At 42.2% G+C, this 17459-nt stretch carries 13 protein-coding genes and 1 riboswitch; of the genes, 7 read left to right on the forward strand and 6 right to left on the reverse strand.

The window, feature by feature from the left end; translation table 11 throughout:
* The first annotated feature begins 70 nt into the window (after positions 1–70).
* Positions 71–1399, forward strand: coding sequence for a serine hydrolase domain-containing protein (locus NPE20_RS13285; protein ID WP_256539151.1), 1329 nt, complete (start codon positions 71–73; stop codon positions 1397–1399).
* A 65-nt stretch (positions 1400–1464) separates the two neighbouring features.
* Here NPE20_RS13285 and NPE20_RS13290 read toward each other — a convergent pair whose 3' ends face one another.
* Positions 1465–1650, reverse strand: coding sequence for a hypothetical protein (locus NPE20_RS13290; protein ID WP_256539152.1), 186 nt, complete (start codon positions 1648–1650; stop codon positions 1465–1467).
* 264 nt (positions 1651–1914) lie between these two features.
* Complete coding sequence (locus NPE20_RS13295; protein WP_256539153.1) at positions 1915–2979, reverse strand: branched-chain amino acid aminotransferase; 1065 nt, start codon at positions 2977–2979, stop codon at positions 1915–1917.
* A gap of 107 nt (positions 2980–3086) precedes the next feature.
* Between NPE20_RS13295 and NPE20_RS13300 the strand changes: the two genes are divergently transcribed.
* Entirely contained in the window at positions 3087–3563 is a 477-nt protein-coding gene (locus NPE20_RS13300; RefSeq protein WP_256539154.1) for a hypothetical protein, read from the forward strand.
* Here the strand turns inward: NPE20_RS13300 and NPE20_RS13305 are convergent.
* Both NPE20_RS13305 and NPE20_RS13310 read right to left on the reverse strand, forming a co-directional pair.
* Positions 3550–4503 (reverse strand): tryptophan 2,3-dioxygenase family protein, encoded by a 954-nt coding sequence (locus tag NPE20_RS13305; protein ID WP_256539155.1) that lies wholly within the window; start codon positions 4501–4503, stop codon positions 3550–3552. The two genes, NPE20_RS13300 and NPE20_RS13305, sit on opposite strands and share 14 nt — an antisense overlap.
* An 18-nt stretch (positions 4504–4521) precedes the next feature.
* Complete coding sequence (locus tag NPE20_RS13310; protein ID WP_256539156.1) at positions 4522–5025, reverse strand: hypothetical protein; 504 nt, start codon at positions 5023–5025, stop codon at positions 4522–4524.
* A gap of 85 nt (positions 5026–5110) precedes the next feature.
* A riboswitch (Fluoride riboswitch) is annotated at positions 5111–5175 on the forward strand.
* A gap of 27 nt (positions 5176–5202) precedes the next feature.
* On the opposite strand from NPE20_RS13310, the gene NPE20_RS13315 reads away from it, so the two are divergent.
* Together NPE20_RS13315 and NPE20_RS13320 are read left to right on the forward strand one after the other, a co-directional pair.
* On the forward strand, positions 5203–6543 hold the full coding sequence (locus NPE20_RS13315) for a voltage-gated chloride channel family protein (RefSeq protein WP_256539157.1): 1341 nt from the start codon (positions 5203–5205) through the stop codon (positions 6541–6543).
* A gap of 109 nt (positions 6544–6652) precedes the next feature.
* The gene (locus tag NPE20_RS13320) at positions 6653–7129 is read left to right on the forward strand and encodes a universal stress protein (protein WP_256539158.1); all 477 of its coding nucleotides are present in this window, start codon (positions 6653–6655) and stop codon (positions 7127–7129) included.
* A 26-nt stretch (positions 7130–7155) separates the two neighbouring features.
* Here NPE20_RS13320 and NPE20_RS13325 read toward each other — a convergent pair whose 3' ends face one another.
* Both NPE20_RS13325 and NPE20_RS13330 read right to left on the reverse strand, forming a co-directional pair.
* Positions 7156–8016, reverse strand: a complete 861-nt coding sequence (locus NPE20_RS13325) for a YitT family protein (RefSeq protein ID WP_256539159.1) — start codon at positions 8014–8016, stop codon at positions 7156–7158.
* Positions 8017–8214: 198 nt separating this feature from the next.
* Positions 8215–8976 carry an NUDIX hydrolase gene (locus NPE20_RS13330; protein ID WP_256539160.1) on the reverse strand — a complete coding sequence of 254 codons (762 nt, stop codon included), beginning with the start codon at positions 8974–8976 and terminating at the stop codon, positions 8215–8217.
* 180 nt (positions 8977–9156) lie between these two features.
* Here NPE20_RS13330 and bglX point away from each other — a divergent pair, with 180 nt between their 5' ends.
* The 3 genes from bglX to NPE20_RS13345 all read left to right on the forward strand — a co-directional run bounded on the left by bglX (position 9157) and on the right by NPE20_RS13345 (position 17410).
* Positions 9157–11466: a beta-glucosidase BglX gene (gene bglX, locus NPE20_RS13335; protein WP_256539161.1), complete on the forward strand. Its 2310-nt coding sequence runs from the start codon at positions 9157–9159 to the stop codon at positions 11464–11466.
* 805 nt (positions 11467–12271) lie between these two features.
* Complete coding sequence (locus tag NPE20_RS13340; protein ID WP_256539162.1) at positions 12272–15541, forward strand: SusC/RagA family TonB-linked outer membrane protein; 3270 nt, start codon at positions 12272–12274, stop codon at positions 15539–15541.
* A 33-nt stretch (positions 15542–15574) separates the two neighbouring features.
* Positions 15575–17410, forward strand: coding sequence for a RagB/SusD family nutrient uptake outer membrane protein (locus tag NPE20_RS13345; protein WP_256539163.1), 1836 nt, complete (start codon positions 15575–15577; stop codon positions 17408–17410).
* Positions 17411–17459: the final 49 nt, after the last annotated feature.

Genomic DNA, 17459 nt, shown 5'->3' on the forward strand with positions numbered 1-17459 from the left:
CCTGCTTAATTAATTAATCTGTAACATGTTCCTAAACATGTAGTCAAACCAATATTTAAACCACATCGCCATGATTAAAAGAATACTCCCTTTAATACTCCTTGCATTAGGGTTAAATTTTAGCCTGCATGCCCAAAGCCTGAAAAAAGCCCGTTTAGATAGTCTGCTGGATGTGCTTGCTGCCAATAATAAAAGCATGGGCAGTTTGGCTATATCGCAAAACGGAGAGATTCTTTATCAAAGAAGTATTGGTAATGCTGTAGTTGATAGTCCTGCTACCGTACCGGCATCGGCCAAAACCAAATACCACATAGGCTCTATCAGTAAAATGTTTACTGGTGTAATGGTGTTTCAGCTGATTGAAGAAGGTAAGCTAACCCTGGAAACCACCCTGGATAAATTTTATCCGCAGGTAGCTAACGCAGGGAAGATAACCATTGGTATGATGTTAAGCCACCATAGCGGCTTGCATAACTTTACTAATGACCCCACGTATATGACGTATATGCTTGCCCCGCAAACCCACGAGCAAATGCTAACCAGGATAGCGGCCATGAAAACCGATTTTGAACCGGGCGCTAAGGGGGAGTACAGCAACACCAATTTTGTATTGCTGAGCTATATTATTGAAAAGATCACAAATAAAACCTATCCCGAACTAGTTAAACAACGCGTAACTTCCAAAATAGGGTTAAAGGATACCTACTACGGCGGTAAAGTTAATACAGCCAATAACGAAGCGTTATCTTATACCTATTCCAATAATAAGTGGAGCAAGTTTGTAGAAACTGATATGAGTATTCCGTCTGGTGCGGGCTCTATGGTATCAACCCCGGCCGATCTGGATAAATTTATCGAAGCCTTATTTGCCGGTAAGCTGATAAAGCCTGCCAGTTTAGAGCAAATGAAAACTATGAAGGATAATTATGGGATGGCTATGTTCTTAAACCCATTTAAAGATAAGGCAAAGTATGGGCATGGCGGTGCTATAGATGCGTTCCGGTCAGAGTTGGCTTACTTTCCCGAGGAGAAATTAGCTGTAAGTTATATTTCAAATGGTGGTACTTACTCCCCGGGTAAAGTTATGGAGGGTGTATTAAGTATTTGTTTGAAAGTGCCTTATACTATCCCCAGTTTTGCTGAAGCAAAAGGGCTTGATAAATACACAGGTGTTTATGCGAATCCAGAACTGCCTATAAAAATTACTATTTCAAAAGATGACTCCAACTTAATAGCTCAGGCCACCGGTCAGTCTTCATTTCCGCTTGATGCTACCACAACAGCCGATAATTATCAGTTTGAATCAGCAGGCATTGTAATGGAGTTTCGCCCGGATAAAGGTGAATTTACGCTGAAACAGGGTGGTAAAGAGTATGTGTTTACGAAAGAGGTTAAATAGCAAACTGAACTTGTCGGATACTTAGTCCCTAATGATCCGACAAGCTCATCATGACACGTGAATATTTATTCAAACTGCAATTCCCATTTATCGTCACCACCATCAACCACACGGAAGATGGTTTTTTCTACATAGGCGTAATCGTCAGATGATTCTATTCGAATGGTTTCATGGTCGTGATACTCGGCTTCGCGGGGTACCATTATAGCTGTTAATGATTCGGGGTTGCCTTCAATTGTTATCGTTTTCATTGTTGTATCGGTTTATGATAGTTCAACAAAGCAAAGGAGTTTTAGTTTCTCCCGTCATCCTGAACTTGTTTCAGGATCTCTCGGGACAAGTCGCAAGTGTGCATATTTATTACTTAGCATGAGGGATGCCGAAACAAGTTCGGCATGACGGTTGGGCGATCAATACTTCACCTGGCATAATTCGCAACAAAAACTTGTCCCGGGATGAGAGCAAAAAAAATCCCCTCATGAAAATGAGGGGATTCTATATCTAAATCAGCAGAATTATACGATATAATTCCAGCCGTTGGTATCTTCGGCGCGGCCGTATTTGATGTCATCAAGGGTTGATAGCACCTTCTTAGAGAACTCACGCGTTTGAGGGTCGCTCAGGAAATACTCTTCGCCATTGTAACTGATCGAAGCTACAGAAGCAATGGTTGCAGCTGTACCGGCACCAAAAGCATCGGTTAGTTTACCATTTTTTGCTCCTTCTATCAGTTCGGCAACAGATACCTTACGCTCTTCAACCGGGATGCCCCAGCTTTTAGCCAAAGCGATAACCGTATCGCGGGTTACACCATCAAGGATGGTGTCTTTTGCTTCGGCAGTTATCAGTGTGCCATCTAAAAGGAACATCGCGTTAGCGGCACCCATTTCTTCAATGTACTTATGTTCTTTGGCGTCTGTCCAAATCAATTGGTCAAAACCTTCTTCGGCAGCTTTACGGGCAGGTAACATTGACGAACCGTAGTTACCGGCAGCTTTTGCAAAGCCCATACCACCTTCGGCAGCGCGGGTGTAATGTGTTTCAATTTTAACCCTAAGCGGTTTTGAAAAATATGGGCCAACCGGGCCAACAATTACTACAAACTTATAGGTAGCCGATGGGTTTACGCCCAAAAAAGGGTCGGTAGCAAACATGAACGGACGGATGTACAGGGCATGATTGGCCTTGCCGGGGATCCAGTCGCGGTCAATATCAACCAAAGCGGCAATAGTTTGTACAAATACTTCTTCGGGCAGGGTAGGCATGCACAAGCGCTCTGCCGATTTATTAAAGCGGATAGCGTTCTTGTCAGGGCGGAAGATAGAAACCTTACCATCGGCATGTTTGTAGGCTTTAATGCCTTCAAAAAACGACTGGCCATAATGCAGTGCAGAAATAGCAGGGCTCATTAAAATTGGGCCGTAAGGCAGTATCTCAAAATTCTTCCATTCGCCATCAATATAATCGGCCACAAACATGTGGTCAGAAAAAACCTTACCGAAAGGCAGTGTATTAAAATCCGTTTCAGCTAAACGGGAATGTTGTGTTTTGGTGATCTTTATGTCCAGTGTGTCGGTCATGGCGTATGTATTTAATCGAAAAATGGCAAGTTAAAAAATTTTTAGGCGATTTTTTAATTTTTAAGTCTTTTGAAGGCTATATTACAGCAAATTAACAAATAGCTAATATGCCTGTATACCGTTTTAGCCCGCAGGGCAACATTGACATGAAAAAAACCTGGGTACGCACCATGCTGGTGTACTATGGGATAATTATAGCGGTATTTGCCTACAACCTGCTTTATAAAGGGCACAACACATTAAGCATAGGTATTTTTGTAGTTATTGTAGCGGCACTTACTTTTGGATATATCTTCGGGCGCAAAAAGTATTTCGCCATTATTGATAACACCGAATTGACTGCCGACGATAACGAAGTAACGCTTAGCGTGAAAGACAGGCCCGATATTACTATTGCCTATCGTAACATCAAAAAGATAACCCATCGTAAAGACGGCATCCACCTGAGCAGTAAACTACCGGCCGAGCCATCCATGATCATCATCAATAAATTCGAGGATTTTTATGGGATAGAAAAAATGCTTACGGATAAGGTTGACGAAAACGACTTACCCGCTGATAAGCAGGGTGCTACAATTCGCTAATAACCTTCTCTACCCAGGCTTTACCCCAGTTTTCCAGTTGCTCGGCACTCCATAAGGATGGGTAAAATATACGGCGCTGAAAGCGCGGAGGCAGGTATTTCTGCCAGTTGGTGCCACCTGTTGCCTTGATATCTTCGGGGTCGCGGTTTAGGTAACGCACGGCCGATTTATAATGACAAAGTGGCCAGTTCACATTTACGTTAACATCCAGCTGGCGCAATTCATCCTCTAAAGCTTTTGTGTTTTCGCCCTTGTATTTAAATTGCTGTAGCAATGCGTTAAAGTTGGTATTAGCCACATCCTTGCCCAGCTCAATAAATGTTTTGGCGTATTTTTTCTCGAACTGTTTTAGGGTGAGGGTTTGTTTGCCGGTAGATAATTCGGTTGCGCCAAATTTCCAGTAGATCTGTTCAAATTGCTCTTCAACCGGCGCGTTAGCAAGGGCTATGCGCTTATCGGCAATTACCAGGTTAATAAAATCAGTAGCATAGATCTCTATCAGGCGGTATTGCCCGCTTTGGAAACCACTGGCCGGTAACAAACTCATCCTAAACTGCAGGAACTGTTCTTTATCCATGCCATCCACCATTATCTCGAACGAGTGGGTAAGCGCTTCAAAGTAGCGGTTAATGCGTTTTAAGCGGATGGTGAAAAACTCGGTAGTGAGGTTTTCCGCGCCTGATATTTGCTTGCACTCGTGCAGGGTAAGCTTAAAATACAGCTCGGTTATCTGGTGATACATGATGAAGATCTCTTCATCCGGGAAGGGCGTTTTGGGGCTTTGCAGGCTCAAAAGCGTATCCAGGTGAATATAATCCCAATAGGTTAAAAAGTCGGCATGCAGCAGGCCGTCCAGGTACGATGTCATATCCTGGCCCATGGCGTTGTATTTTTCTTGCAGCAGGGTAAGCCTTTTTTCTATTTCGGGAGAGATGCTCATGAGGCAAATATAGAAAGTTTAAGGATTAGATTGAGAGGCCTCTATTTGCTCTATTTTTTTTATTCTATCACGAATAATTTCGGTTGCGCCATTATAATACCAGGGTGAAGAATCCCTGTCAAATTCAAAGCTAAAATGTATCCAGAAGAACTTAAATCCTAAAACATATCCACCGCCGTCAGTGCAGTCGGGGCACCCAAAACTTCCCCATATATTAGATAAAAGCAAAAGAGGGGCATTAAATTTCAAATCTTCAAAATTACCTTTTATTACTTTGTGGACATTGGTAGCTGGATCTGTCGATGTGTCGTCAATTGTTAATTCATCGGAAGTGATTTTGTATTCTGAGCGGCACATTCCTTGTCCGCATTCTCCTGCAAAATAGCCAATATACTCAGTGCTAAAGCTAAACCTGATAAGCGAGAAAGCAAATACAAGGCATATTATCAGAAAAACTTTTGTCTTTTTAGATAATTTGTGCCATTTAAAATTCAGGTTGACAGATTCTTCGCTAATTCCCATGCCTGTTAATATCTGTTTACCAAATAGGTAACCCGAACTTTAAGCTATCGGTATAAAATTAAATTAAAAAACTATATTTGTGCTATACAAACAAGGCAATGGTGTTCTGCCTACTTGAACCGCTGCAAAGCTGATGACGCCTACTCAAATAATTTGTTATTTATTTGCATGTAGGTTATGTTTAAAAATATCGTTTCAAAACAAATTTCTCTCTTCAAATATCTTATCCGCTGGACGCTGATCAGCATACCTGTAGCTATTGCTATTGGTAGCGTGGTTGCGCTATTTTTGTGGCTGCTTACCTGGGCTATTCATTTCCGCTTTGCGCATACATGGTTGCTATACCTTTTACCGGCGGCGGGTGTGGTTATTCACTTGTTGTACAAACTGTACGGACAAAGCGCTGAGCGGGGCAATAATTTGATCATAGACGAGATCCATCAGCCAGGTGCGGGTGTCCCCAAACGCATGGGGCCGCTTATTTTGATTACCACCGTTATTACCCATTTGTTTGGTGGCTCAGCAGGTCGCGAGGGTACGGCTGTGCAAATTGGCGGCAGTTTGGCCAACCTTTTTGGCGGCTGGCTAAAGCTTAACGAGGCCGATAAGAAAGTGATATTAACAGCAGGTGTGGCGGCGGGTTTTGGGGCGGTGTTTGGCACGCCGTTAACAGGTGCCATTTTCGCGCTGGAGGTTATTGCTATTGGCAATATCCGGTATAATGCTTTGCTGCCCTGTTTAATTGCGGGTTTGGTTGGCGATATTACCGTATCTGCCTGGGGCGTGCATCATACTTTGTATCATGTAGATATTATTAATACCAGTCAGGACCTGTACGGGCTTCATTTGCCTGTAAGCTTATGGCTGTTATCAAAAGTTATTGTAGCGTCGGCAGTTTTTGGGGTGATGAGCCGGGTCTTCGCAAAGGCAGTGCATTTGGTAAAAAACTTCTCTTTAAAATGGATGAAAATTACCTGGCTGATACCCATTTGCGGCGGTTTGATCATCATCCTGCTCACGTTTATTTTGGGCAAGCCCGATTATTTAAGTCTGGGTGTCGACGCGGAATACCCGGGAGCGGTAACCATTGTATCGGCGTTTCAGCATGCCGGGGCAGATGCTTTTAGCTGGCTGTGGAAACTGATATATACGGCCATTACTTTAGGTACGGGTTTTAAAGGGGGCGAGGTAACGCCGCTGTTCTATATTGGCTCAACATTAGGCAATACCCTGGCCGAATTAATGAACGCGCCCGTGAGCCTTTTTGCCGCTTTAGGTTTTATAGCTGTATTTGCCGGGGCTACCAATACCCCGCTGGCCTGTACCTTAATGGGGATTGAATTGTTTGGCGGAGAGTATGCGCTGTTTTTCGCGGTAGCCTGTTTTACCGCCTATTTCTTTAGCGGCGAAGGGGGGATATATTCTGCCCAGCGGGTAGCAACGCCGAAGATTGTTGATGGCGGCGGTGGCCATTCGCCAAAATATTTAAAGCGCATGTTTTCAAAGTATAAGCTTTAAGTAAATCAAAAAAATGCCAAAACATATTTAATATTGATTGTTTAGTAAGGATAACCCCAATCCTTAAAGCCATGATAGCTTCATCTCTATTAAAAAACAAATTACCCCGATGAAAATTAGCAAGATACTTATTGGTATAGACGACAGCAAATTTGCTGAATACGCGGCCTCGTATGGCTTTGATGTAGCGCGCACCTTTAATGCCCACGTTGGCCTGGTGCATATTGTTGAGCCCGCGATAACAACAGATACCTCTACCGATACAATAATGGGCATGCCCCTGCAAACACCTGATTATAACGAAATGAATTTACTGGAGTTTCAGAAAGACCAGGCGGAAAGCATTATAGAGCGCACTATTGTAAAGTATGCTCACGGGTTGCAGGTTACCCACTTTAACGAATACGGTTCAACCGCTGATGGTATTTTAAACTGCAGCAAAGAATTCAAGGCGGATCTTATTGTTATAGGCACCCATAGCCGCAGCGGTATAGACAGGCTGTTAATGGGCAGCGTTGCCGAAAGTGTTGTGCGTAATTCGCATATACCTGTACTGGTGGTGCCAATGTTAGAGACTGATGAATAATAACCCCTCCCTTTAATTGGGAGCGGCTAATGCCCCTTCTTACGCTTAAGTAAGCCACCTGTGGTATCGTCAACGCTTTGTTGAACAATAAATGCTGCGGGGTCTATTTTTAATATTTCGCGTTTTAGTAAAGGTACCTCTAAACGTGTGGCCACGGTAAAGATAATTTCCCGTGGGGCATTAATATGCCCATCTTTTCCGTACCCGCTTTTACCCTGGTAAACCGTAACCCCACGACCAAGCGACTGGGTTATAGCCATACGGATCTCTTCGCCTTTGGCGGATACTATGGTCATGCCGGTATATTGCTCCAGGCCGTTTAGTATAAAATCTATCATCTTAGATGCAGCCAGATAGGTTAAAATAGAGTACAAACCCGATTCAACCCCCAAAAGGAATACCGCGGCGGTGAATATCACCACGTTTAATATCAATATTACATCGCTTACACGCACTACCTGGGTCTTTTTACTTACCAGCAGGGCGGCTATTTCGGTACCATCAAGCACAGCACCACCGCGGATAGCCATACCAATGCCCGCACCTATAAATACCCCTCCAAAAACAGCGGTTAATAGTTTATCGTGTGTAACATCCGGGAAGTGTACAAATGCCAGGCAAAGCGACAGGCCGGCTATTGACAAGGCACTTTTTACAGCAAAGGTTAGTCCCAGTTTACGATATCCTAGAAACAAGAAAGGGATATTGATAACAAATATCAGAACAGAAAGCGGTGTTTTGGTAGCATCTGCTAAAAGCATGGATATACCGGTTACGCCACCATCAATAAAATGGCTTGATAACAAGAACCCCTTTAACCCCATACTGGCAGATAAGATGCCAAATACAAGTAATGTAAGATCAACAAGTACGTTTTTAAACTTCATAAGTAACGGTAATAGTAGCAGGGGTTAAGATAGTAAAATTTGAGGGAATGAGGTGCCAGGGGCTTTAAATTGACCTTTACAATACAACAATGCAGGGATTTGGAACCACGCAGTAATCGAGCTAACTATGCATAGATTAGCATACAGCGAATAGCCGCGCTATGTTCACAATAATTAAAATAAATGAATTATAGGGATCTACCAGCCACTCTTCAATCCCTCTTTTAAAGCGGCCTGGTAATTTTCCAGGTCGAAGGAATAGAGGTAGGGGGCCTTATGTGCACCGCCTTTGCGGGTGGTTTCCAGTTTATTTAATATGCCAAAGCCCAGCATGCGGCGCTGAAAGTTGCGGCGGTCAAGCTTTTTGTCCAGTATGGTTTCGTAAAGCTTTTGCAGTTCGGGCATGGTAAATTCCTTAGGCATCAGGTTATAACCAATGGGTTGGTAATTTAATTGAAGACGCAGGGTATCTAAGGCGGTTTTAAATATTAATTCGTGGTCGAGCTGGAAACGGGGCAGGTCATTAAGGTCTCGCCAGGTACATATCTCCGAAAAATTATCGGGTGTTGGCGTAACGTTAAAAAAATCAACCAAAGCATAGTAACCGATAGATATAAAACGCTTGGCGAAGAAGTTTTGATCTTCAGGCAGCATATCCTTATACATCTCGTTATGTATCTTAGAGCGGTCAGGATCGCCAAAAACGTAAAACTGCTGCAAAAATATTTCATCAATACCGGTACGTTCTTTTAATATACGATCGGCGGCATTTTCAATAGGTTCTTGTTTAAGTACAAACCCCCCTGGCAGGTACCAGGCCTCTTCGTTATTGCTTTTAAGCATCAAAACCTTCATTTGCCCTTCATGAAAACCAAAAACTACACAATCTATTGATATATGGTTTAAGTATATTTTCCCTGCTTCGGCCCAAAACTCTTCCAGCTCTTGCTTAGTTAACATTTACGTTATTGATAAAAAAATTACTTTGATTGTTTAAATTTAATATTTACAATTGTGTACCAATTACACCATGCATTAAGCAACATTAAAAACAATTATAGCTAATAAGTTTTACAGTAATTTAATATTACGGAAATTTAATAGCTACAACGATATATTAAACCACCAAAGCTGTTATTGATGAAAAAATATTTTACCACTAAACATATTGTTTACTTGAGCTTGGCTGTGCTGTTTTGCCTGCCCCTTAGTAACGCCACGGCCCAAAAACAAGCCGAGACTGCAAAAATGAATGCTTTTGTTAGCGGTTTAATGAAAAAAATGACCGTTGATGAAAAGATAGGACAGCTTAACCTGGTAACAGGTGGCATGGCTATTACGGGTTCGGTAACAAATAATGGTATTGCAGATGGCGTTAAAAAAGGTGCCATAGGCGGTATATTTGGCTTATACGGAACAGATAATGTACGCAAAATGCAAGAAGCTGCTGTAAATGGCACGCGTTTACATATCCCCTTAATATTTGGCCTGGATGTTATACATGGGCACCGTACCATTTTCCCTATCCCGTTGGGTATGTCTACCACCTGGGATCTGGGCTTGATTGAGCAATCGGCACATATTGCAGCTAAAGAGGCTACTGCCGAAGGCTTAAACTGGGTGTTTTCGCCCATGGTGGATATTGCCCGCGATGCAAGATGGGGGCGTATATCTGAAGGTAGCGGTGAAGACCCATGGTATGGGGGGCAAGTTGCCGCGGCAATGGTTAAAGGTTACCAGGGTACCAGTTTAAAAAATGCTGATGCTGTTATGGCTTGTGTAAAGCACTTTGCATTATATGGCGCTGCCGAAGCCGGCCGTGAATACAATACGGTTGATATGAGCAAAATTGCCATGTATAACTATTATCTGCCACCATACAAAGCTGCGCTTGATGCAGGCGCGGGCAGCTTCATGAGCTCGTTTAACGTGGTTGATGGTGTACCGGCAACTACCAATAAATGGTTGCTCACAGATCTGCTGCGTAAGCAATGGGGCTTTAATGGCTTTGTAGTATCAGATTATACCGCTTTAAATGAAGTTACTAACCATGGCCTTGGCGATCTGCAAACGGTATCGGCGCTGGCATTAAAAGCCGGTTTAGATATGGATATGGTGGGCGAGGGCTTCTTATCGACATTGAAAAAATCATTACAACAAGGTAAGGTAACTATGGCCGATATTGATCTGGCTTGCCGCCGCGTACTGGAAGCCAAGTATAAACTGGGACTTTTTCAAAATCCATACAAATCAATAAACGCACAAAAAGAAAAAACGGATGTATTTACCGATGCTAACCGTAAGGCGGCACGTATAACCGCCGAGCACTCTTTTGTATTGCTTAAAAACGCTAACCAAATATTGCCGCTAAAAAAATCGGGCGGGAGCATTGCGGTTGTTGGCCCATTGGCAGATAATAAAAGGGATATGCTGGGTACATGGGTTATTGCCGGCGAGTGGGAAAAATCAGTAAGCGTATTAGAAGGTATAAAGCATGTGGTTAATGATGACGTAAAAGTTACTTACGCCAAGGGCGCTAATATTACCGATGATACAACATTTATGAAACGCCTTAACTTTGGCCCGGGCATGGTTAGCCTTGACCCTAAATCGCCACAGGATATGCTGGAAGAAGCAGTGAAAACCGCTAAAAAGGCTGATATAATAGTTGCCGTAGTTGGCGAATCGCAAAGTATGAGCGGCGAATCATCAAGCCGGTCAGACATCAGCATACCAGAAAGCCAACAGCTTATGTTAAAAGCTTTAGCAAAATTAGGTAAACCTATTGTTATAGTATTATTTAACGGCAGGCCACTTACCTTAACCTGGGAAAATGATAATGCCGCTGCTATATTAGATGTATGGGCCCCCGGCACCGAAGCGGGTAATGCTGTGGCCGAGGTATTGTTTGGTAATTATAACCCATCGGGTAAATTAACTACAACATTTCCGCGCAGCGTAGGGCAAATACCTTTATATTACAACCACTTAAACACCGGTCGCCCGTATTCATCTGGGCCAACCAAGTTCAAATCAAATTACTTAGATATCAGCAACAATCCACTATATCCTTTTGGTTATGGTTTAAGTTACAGCAAGTTTAGTTATAGTAATATTAACGTAAGTAAAACCCACTTAAAAGGTGACGAAATTTTAACGGCAACAGTTACAGTAACTAATAATGGCCCGTATGCCGGTGAGGAAGTTGTGCAGTTATATATAAGCGACCCTGCTGCGAGCATTAGCCGCCCGGTAAAAGAGCTTAAAGATTTCAAAAAGATAAACCTGCAAATAGGAGAGAAGCAAGAAGTTACTTTTAAGATAACCCCTCAGCAATTAAAATTTTATAACAGCCAGTTAAAATATGACTGGGAGCCCGGCTCGTTCATTATACAGATAGGAACAAACTCTGCCGATACAAAAACGGCTAAAGTACAGTGGGCCAAATAGGTTTAGTGCTTCATTACAAAAGAGTTTTCAGTTAAATTTCTTTTATATTAAATTTTAACTAATATGCCTTACTGATATCGGTAAGGCATATTTTTTTTATACAAAGTGTGTATTTAATGCCAAAGGTAGATGGTGTAAAGAGTTGCATTTTTATTGTTGCCTTATTTAGCGTGGGTAAGCAATATTAACATAAGTTTAACATTTGCTTTATTTTATCAAACCAACTTCTTAAAAATTTGAGAAAAGTTTTTAAGTTTTTGAATGATGGGTACTGAATTAGGGCTTTTAAAATATCAAAACATGGTTTTTGGCAAAAAAAACCTTTTATAACAAGAATATTACATTGCGATATTGCTATTTAAATTATTGAATTATTAACAGGAGTTTAACAAATGATTATCTAATTGATGCTTTGTTCATTAAATATCTAAAAAAAATAAATAATTAATAATTCTATTAGGGAAGCTTGTGTAACGTGGACACTCTGTTTATATTAGAGCATTACCAATTATAAACTTTCTTTTTTTATAAAAAGAAACTGAATTTAACGGACAAACCACATTGATGAACCTTAATATAAGGGGCATAAATGTGCAAACAGAATAAAATTTTTAAGCAGGATAGTGTAACTATATGATAAAACTTTTACAATTTTTTCTTTTTGATTATCTCACACTCCTTATCTCTCTAAGAAAGAATTCTTTAAGTCTTCCTCTATTTGCTATTCCTTGCAAATTAATAAACTTTATACCCATATGAAATAAGACCTTAAATCAAATATATTAATCAACTAAATCTCAATCTCATGTTTAAAAGTTTACTCCTTAAAGGAAGAACGCTGTGCTTGCTATTATGCTGCATGGTGTCTTCACTGGTAGTTACAGCTCAAACAAAACACACTGGAAGGGTTACAGGCAGCGACGACAAGCTACCTGTAGTTGGAGCCACTGTGCGCGTTAAAGGTACTACCATCGGTACACAAACAGACGTTAACGGACAGTTCAGTCTGAACGTTAGCCCTGGTGATGTGTTAACTGTCTCCTATCTGGGATACCAATCACAAGATGTTACTGTAGGCGCCTCCGAAACAATCAGCATTGTTTTACAGGCCGGCAATAACACGTTAAACGAAGTAGTAGTAACTGGTTACACTTCGCAACGTAAAAAAGACATCTCCGGTTCGGTTACAACCGTGAACATTGCAACAGCAAAGTCAGTACCTTCTGTAAGTGCTGAAACTATGCTTCAAGGCCAGGCCGCCGGTGTTAACGTGGTAACACAAGGTGCTCCGGGTGGTGGTGCGCAGGTTACCATTCGTGGTTTAAGTAACTTCAATAATTCATCACCCCTGTATGTGGTTGATGGTTTGCAAACAGGTAGCATTTCAAACCTTAACCCTAACGATATCGAGTCGATTTCGGTATTGAAAGATGCGGGTGCTGCTGCAATCTACGGTGTTAGCGGTGGTAACGGTGTTATCGTTGTAACTACAAAAAAAGGTAAGCAAGGTAAAACAACAATTTCTTATGATGCATTCTACGGTACTACCCAGCCATTGGGCGGAAACGTATTTAACGTGCTTAATGCAGATCAGTTTGAGCAATTGGTGGCCAAAGTTGACCCGGACAACGATTTGATGAAGGGCAATCCAAAAGGTAATAAATTCTATGATTACGGCTATCAATCAGGTGCCGGTGCCAAAGGGGTATTTAACCAGGAACAGGCCAGTGCATTTTTGCCAAACTATCACCTTGATAACGACCCTGCAAGGGATTACCTGATACAAAAATTTGTTAAAGGTGCAGGTACCGATTGGTTCCACGAAATTTTTAAAAGTGCTCCTATTCAGCAGCACTCATTAAGCGCAAGTGGTGCAAGCGATAAAAGCAACTACTTTATGTCTTTAGGTTATACTAACCAACAAGGTACGCTTATTAATACTTACTTTAAAAGATACCAGGCTCGTGTTAACACTAACTTTAGTGTAAAAGATCACGTAAGGTTGGGTGAAAACTTTAGCTTTTTCTATGTCAACTCGCCTAATGGTGGTGGCGGTTTAGCTAACGGTGGTAACCAAAACGAGGGTAACCCAATTTCTGAAACCTATCGTACACTTCCTATCATCCCTGTACGTGATATTGCAGGTAACTTAGGTGGTACCTATGCAGGCCCTGCCGCTTTAGGCAACGCTCTTAACCCGGTTGGTATTCAAGAGCGCCAAAGCACTACCCATACCAATGAGTACGGTATGCAAGGTACTGTGTTTGCTGAAGCCGACTTTTTGAAACACTTTACTGCACGTACGGCTTATAGTGCCGATATATACAACCGCTACTATTATAACATTGGCTACCGCCAGTATGATAGTGGTGAAGCGCACGGTGGAAACAATGGTTACAGCGAAGGTTCATCATACGATAGCAACTTTAACTGGAGCAACACTATAAATTATAAACAAGTATTTGGAAAACATAGTATCAGCCTATTGGGTGGTTTTGAGCAAAGAGGTTATACCGGTCGCCAAATTAACGCGAATGCAAAAAACCTTTTCTCGCTTGATCCATTCTTTGCTAATATCCAAAACGGCCAGGCCGGTCAAACAACTGCGGATAGTAGATTCAGGGATCTTAACACCATCATGTCATTCTTTGGCCGTTTAGATTATACCTTTAATGATAGGTACATCATTGGTGCAACTATACGTCGCGACGGTAGTTCTCGTTTTGCAACGGGTAACAAGTGGAGTACTTTTCCCGCTGTATCTGCTGCATGGCGTGTAACTCAGGAAGAGTTTGCTAAAGGTTTAACCTGGTTAAACGACTTGAAGATCCGCGGTAGCTACGGTACATCAGGTTTCAACGCTAACGTAGGTGTAAACAGTGCTTACGCTGCTTATGGCGGTGGCCCTGGTTCATCATCTTACGCTATTGATGGTTCATCAAATTCTGTTATCCCTGGTTACTTACAAAACTCACTGGGTAATCCCAACGCTGTTTGGGAAACTGATAAAACCTTTAATATAGGTTTTGATGCATCCTTCTTTAACCACCTTGATGTTACTGCCGAGTATTACAAAAAAACAATTTCGGACCTATTGGTAATTATACCTGTACCAGCAACTGCCGGTGGTTCAGAAGGTGCCTGGCCAACTGTTAACAACGGTCAGGTTGTTAATAAAGGCTTTGATATCAGCGTTAACTACCATGGTGCTGCCGGAGGTTTAACTTACTCTGTTGGTACTAACATCACTACAATAAAAAACGAAATTACAAAACTGGGTGCACCGTTCTTTACTTCAGACGTTCGTAATGGTAACGTAGTATACAACCAGGTAGGTGGCCCAATTGGCGCTTTCTACGGTTACAATGTTACTGGGTACTGGAACACCCAGGCCGAGATCGATGCACTTAACGCACAACAAAAACCAGACTTATTTGGTTCGACACCGGTATACCAGGCGGAAGCAGCCCCGGGTCGTTTCCGTTATGCCGATACAAATGGTGACGGCCGTATTACTGACGCCGACCGTACCCAAATTGGTAATCCAATTCCGGATTTCACTTATGGTGTTAACTTAAATGTTGGTTACAAAGGGTTTGATTTAAGCGCTGTATTGTACGGTTCACACGGTAATGATATTTACAACACCGTTAAATACTGGACTAATTTTTACGGTACACAAACCGGTAACAAAAGCATAGACCTGTTAAATAACGCCTGGGATCCAGGTAAGTCAGCCGCACAAAATGCTGGCGCAAAAACACCAATAGCTGAAAAAACAACCAACTTTAGTACTGCCGATGCTGTTAACTCTTACTATGTAGAGAGTGGTTCATTCCTTAAGTTAAGGTCGGTACAAATTGGTTATAAATTTTCACCAAGCATAATTAAGAGCGTTGGGCTTGATCAATTACGCGTTTATGTACAAGGTACTAACCTGTTCACTGCTACAAAATACAGTGGCCTTGATCCGGAGCTGCAAGCATATGACGGCCGTAACAGCCAGGGTGTGGATAGGGGTAATTACCCTAACAACGAGCGCAGATTTATATTTGGCGTAAACCTTAGTTTCTAATAATAACTAACATAATATATAAAGAGAATAGTTATGAAAAAAAGTTTTAAATTAAAAGTCCTTATACCGGCAACACTAATATTGCTTGGAGGCTCTTATTCATGTAAGAAGTATCTTGATCAGGCGCCAATTGGCTCCCTGATCCCGGAGGTACTTGCAACACGTGCGGGTGTTGATGGTATTCTTATCGGTGCATACTCAGTTGTTGATGGTGTATTTGATGGCCAAACTGGTAGCCCTTGGGAAACCGGTACCGATAACTGGGTTTATGGTAGTGTGGTAGCAGGTGATGCCTTCAAAGGCTCTAACCCTGGTGACCAACCTGCAGCTGCAAATCTTGAGGCCTTTAGCGCAACAGGTGCTAACGATTACTTAGATCACAAATGGCGTGTATGCTATGCTGGTGTACAACGTGCTAACGATGTGCTAAGGTTGTTACCTCAAATTAAAGATGGTTCGGTAACAGCTGAGCAACAAACTCAGTACATCGCCGAGGCCCGTTTCCTACGCGGTTTCTTCCACCTGGAAGCTGCTAAACTTTGGAAAAACATTCCGTATGTTGACGAAACAATTACCTACACAGCCCAAAACTACAACATTCCAAATGATGGACCTATTTGGGACAAAATAGCGGCTGACTTTGAAGCTGCTGCAAAAGACCTGCCTGCAACACAGCCACAAATTGGCCGTGCAAACAAATGGGCAGCTTTAGCTTTCCAGGCTAAAACCCTTATGTTTAACCATAAATACCCCGAAGCTTTCGATATCCTTAAAGATGTAATAGCTAATGGTAAAACAAGTTCAGGCGCGCCTTATGCATTAGGTAAATATGCAAACAACTTTAACCCATCAACCAAAAACGGCCCAGAGGGCGTGTTTGTGGTGCAGGCATCTGTAAAAGATGGTGCAAACGGCTTAAACGGCAACGCAGGTAACGTGTTAAACTTCCCTTCTGGCGGCCCTGCAGGATGCTGCGGTTTCTTCCAGCCAACGTTTGATTTTGTTAACTCATTTAAAGTAGATGCTAATGGCTTACCATTAATTGATACTTACCAAAATGGTTACATTAAAAATGATCAGGCTGTACCTGCCGGTACTGTGTTTACACCAGGTGATGAGTTGCTTGATGCAAGGTTAGACTGGTCAGTTGGTCGTCGTGGTATACCATATTTAGACTGGGGAATTTGCCCTGGAGCTGCATGGGCACGTGACCAACCCAATGGTGGCCCTTACCTGCCTATTAAAAACGTTTATTACAAAGCTGCACAATCAACCACTTCAGATTCATACGGTGGTTGGGCTGCAAATCAGTCAACTTCAAATAGTTACAATGCTATCCGTTTTGCTGATGTTATTTTATGGGCTGCTGAGTGTGCTGTTGAAGCAAACCAACTGGCGATTGCCGAAGGTTATGTTAACCAGATAAGGACACGTGCTGCTGACCAAACTGGTTGGGTTAAAGGCAAGTTAACAGGTTACACAGGTGGCGATGCTACCAAGCCAATTGTTGATAATAGCGAGTTTGCTGCAAACTACAAAGTAGGTTTGTATACAGGCCAGTTTGCTACAAATGGCCAGGCTTACGCACGCAAAGCAGTGTATTTTGAGCGCAAGCTTGAGTTGGGTATGGAAGGTCACCGTTTCTTTGACTTATCTCGTTGGGATGCGGCTAACGGCGGCCCTGCAGGTACAATCATGTCAACAGAAATTGAGAAATTCCTGAAAAACACCCGCGATTTTGGTGACAAATTTACCTCAGCGGTAATGAAAGTTGCTAAATTCACTGCAAACAAAAACGAGCTTTACCCAATCCCTCAATTCCAAATTGATATTGCTAAAGGAACATTAAAACAAAACCCGGGTTATTAATAATTAATAACCCAAAAAAAGAGGGGGAGATATTTATCTTCCCCTCTTT

The organism is Mucilaginibacter aquariorum (assembly GCF_024498135.1).
Taxonomy (GTDB): Bacteria; Bacteroidota; Bacteroidia; order Sphingobacteriales; family Sphingobacteriaceae; genus Mucilaginibacter; species Mucilaginibacter aquariorum.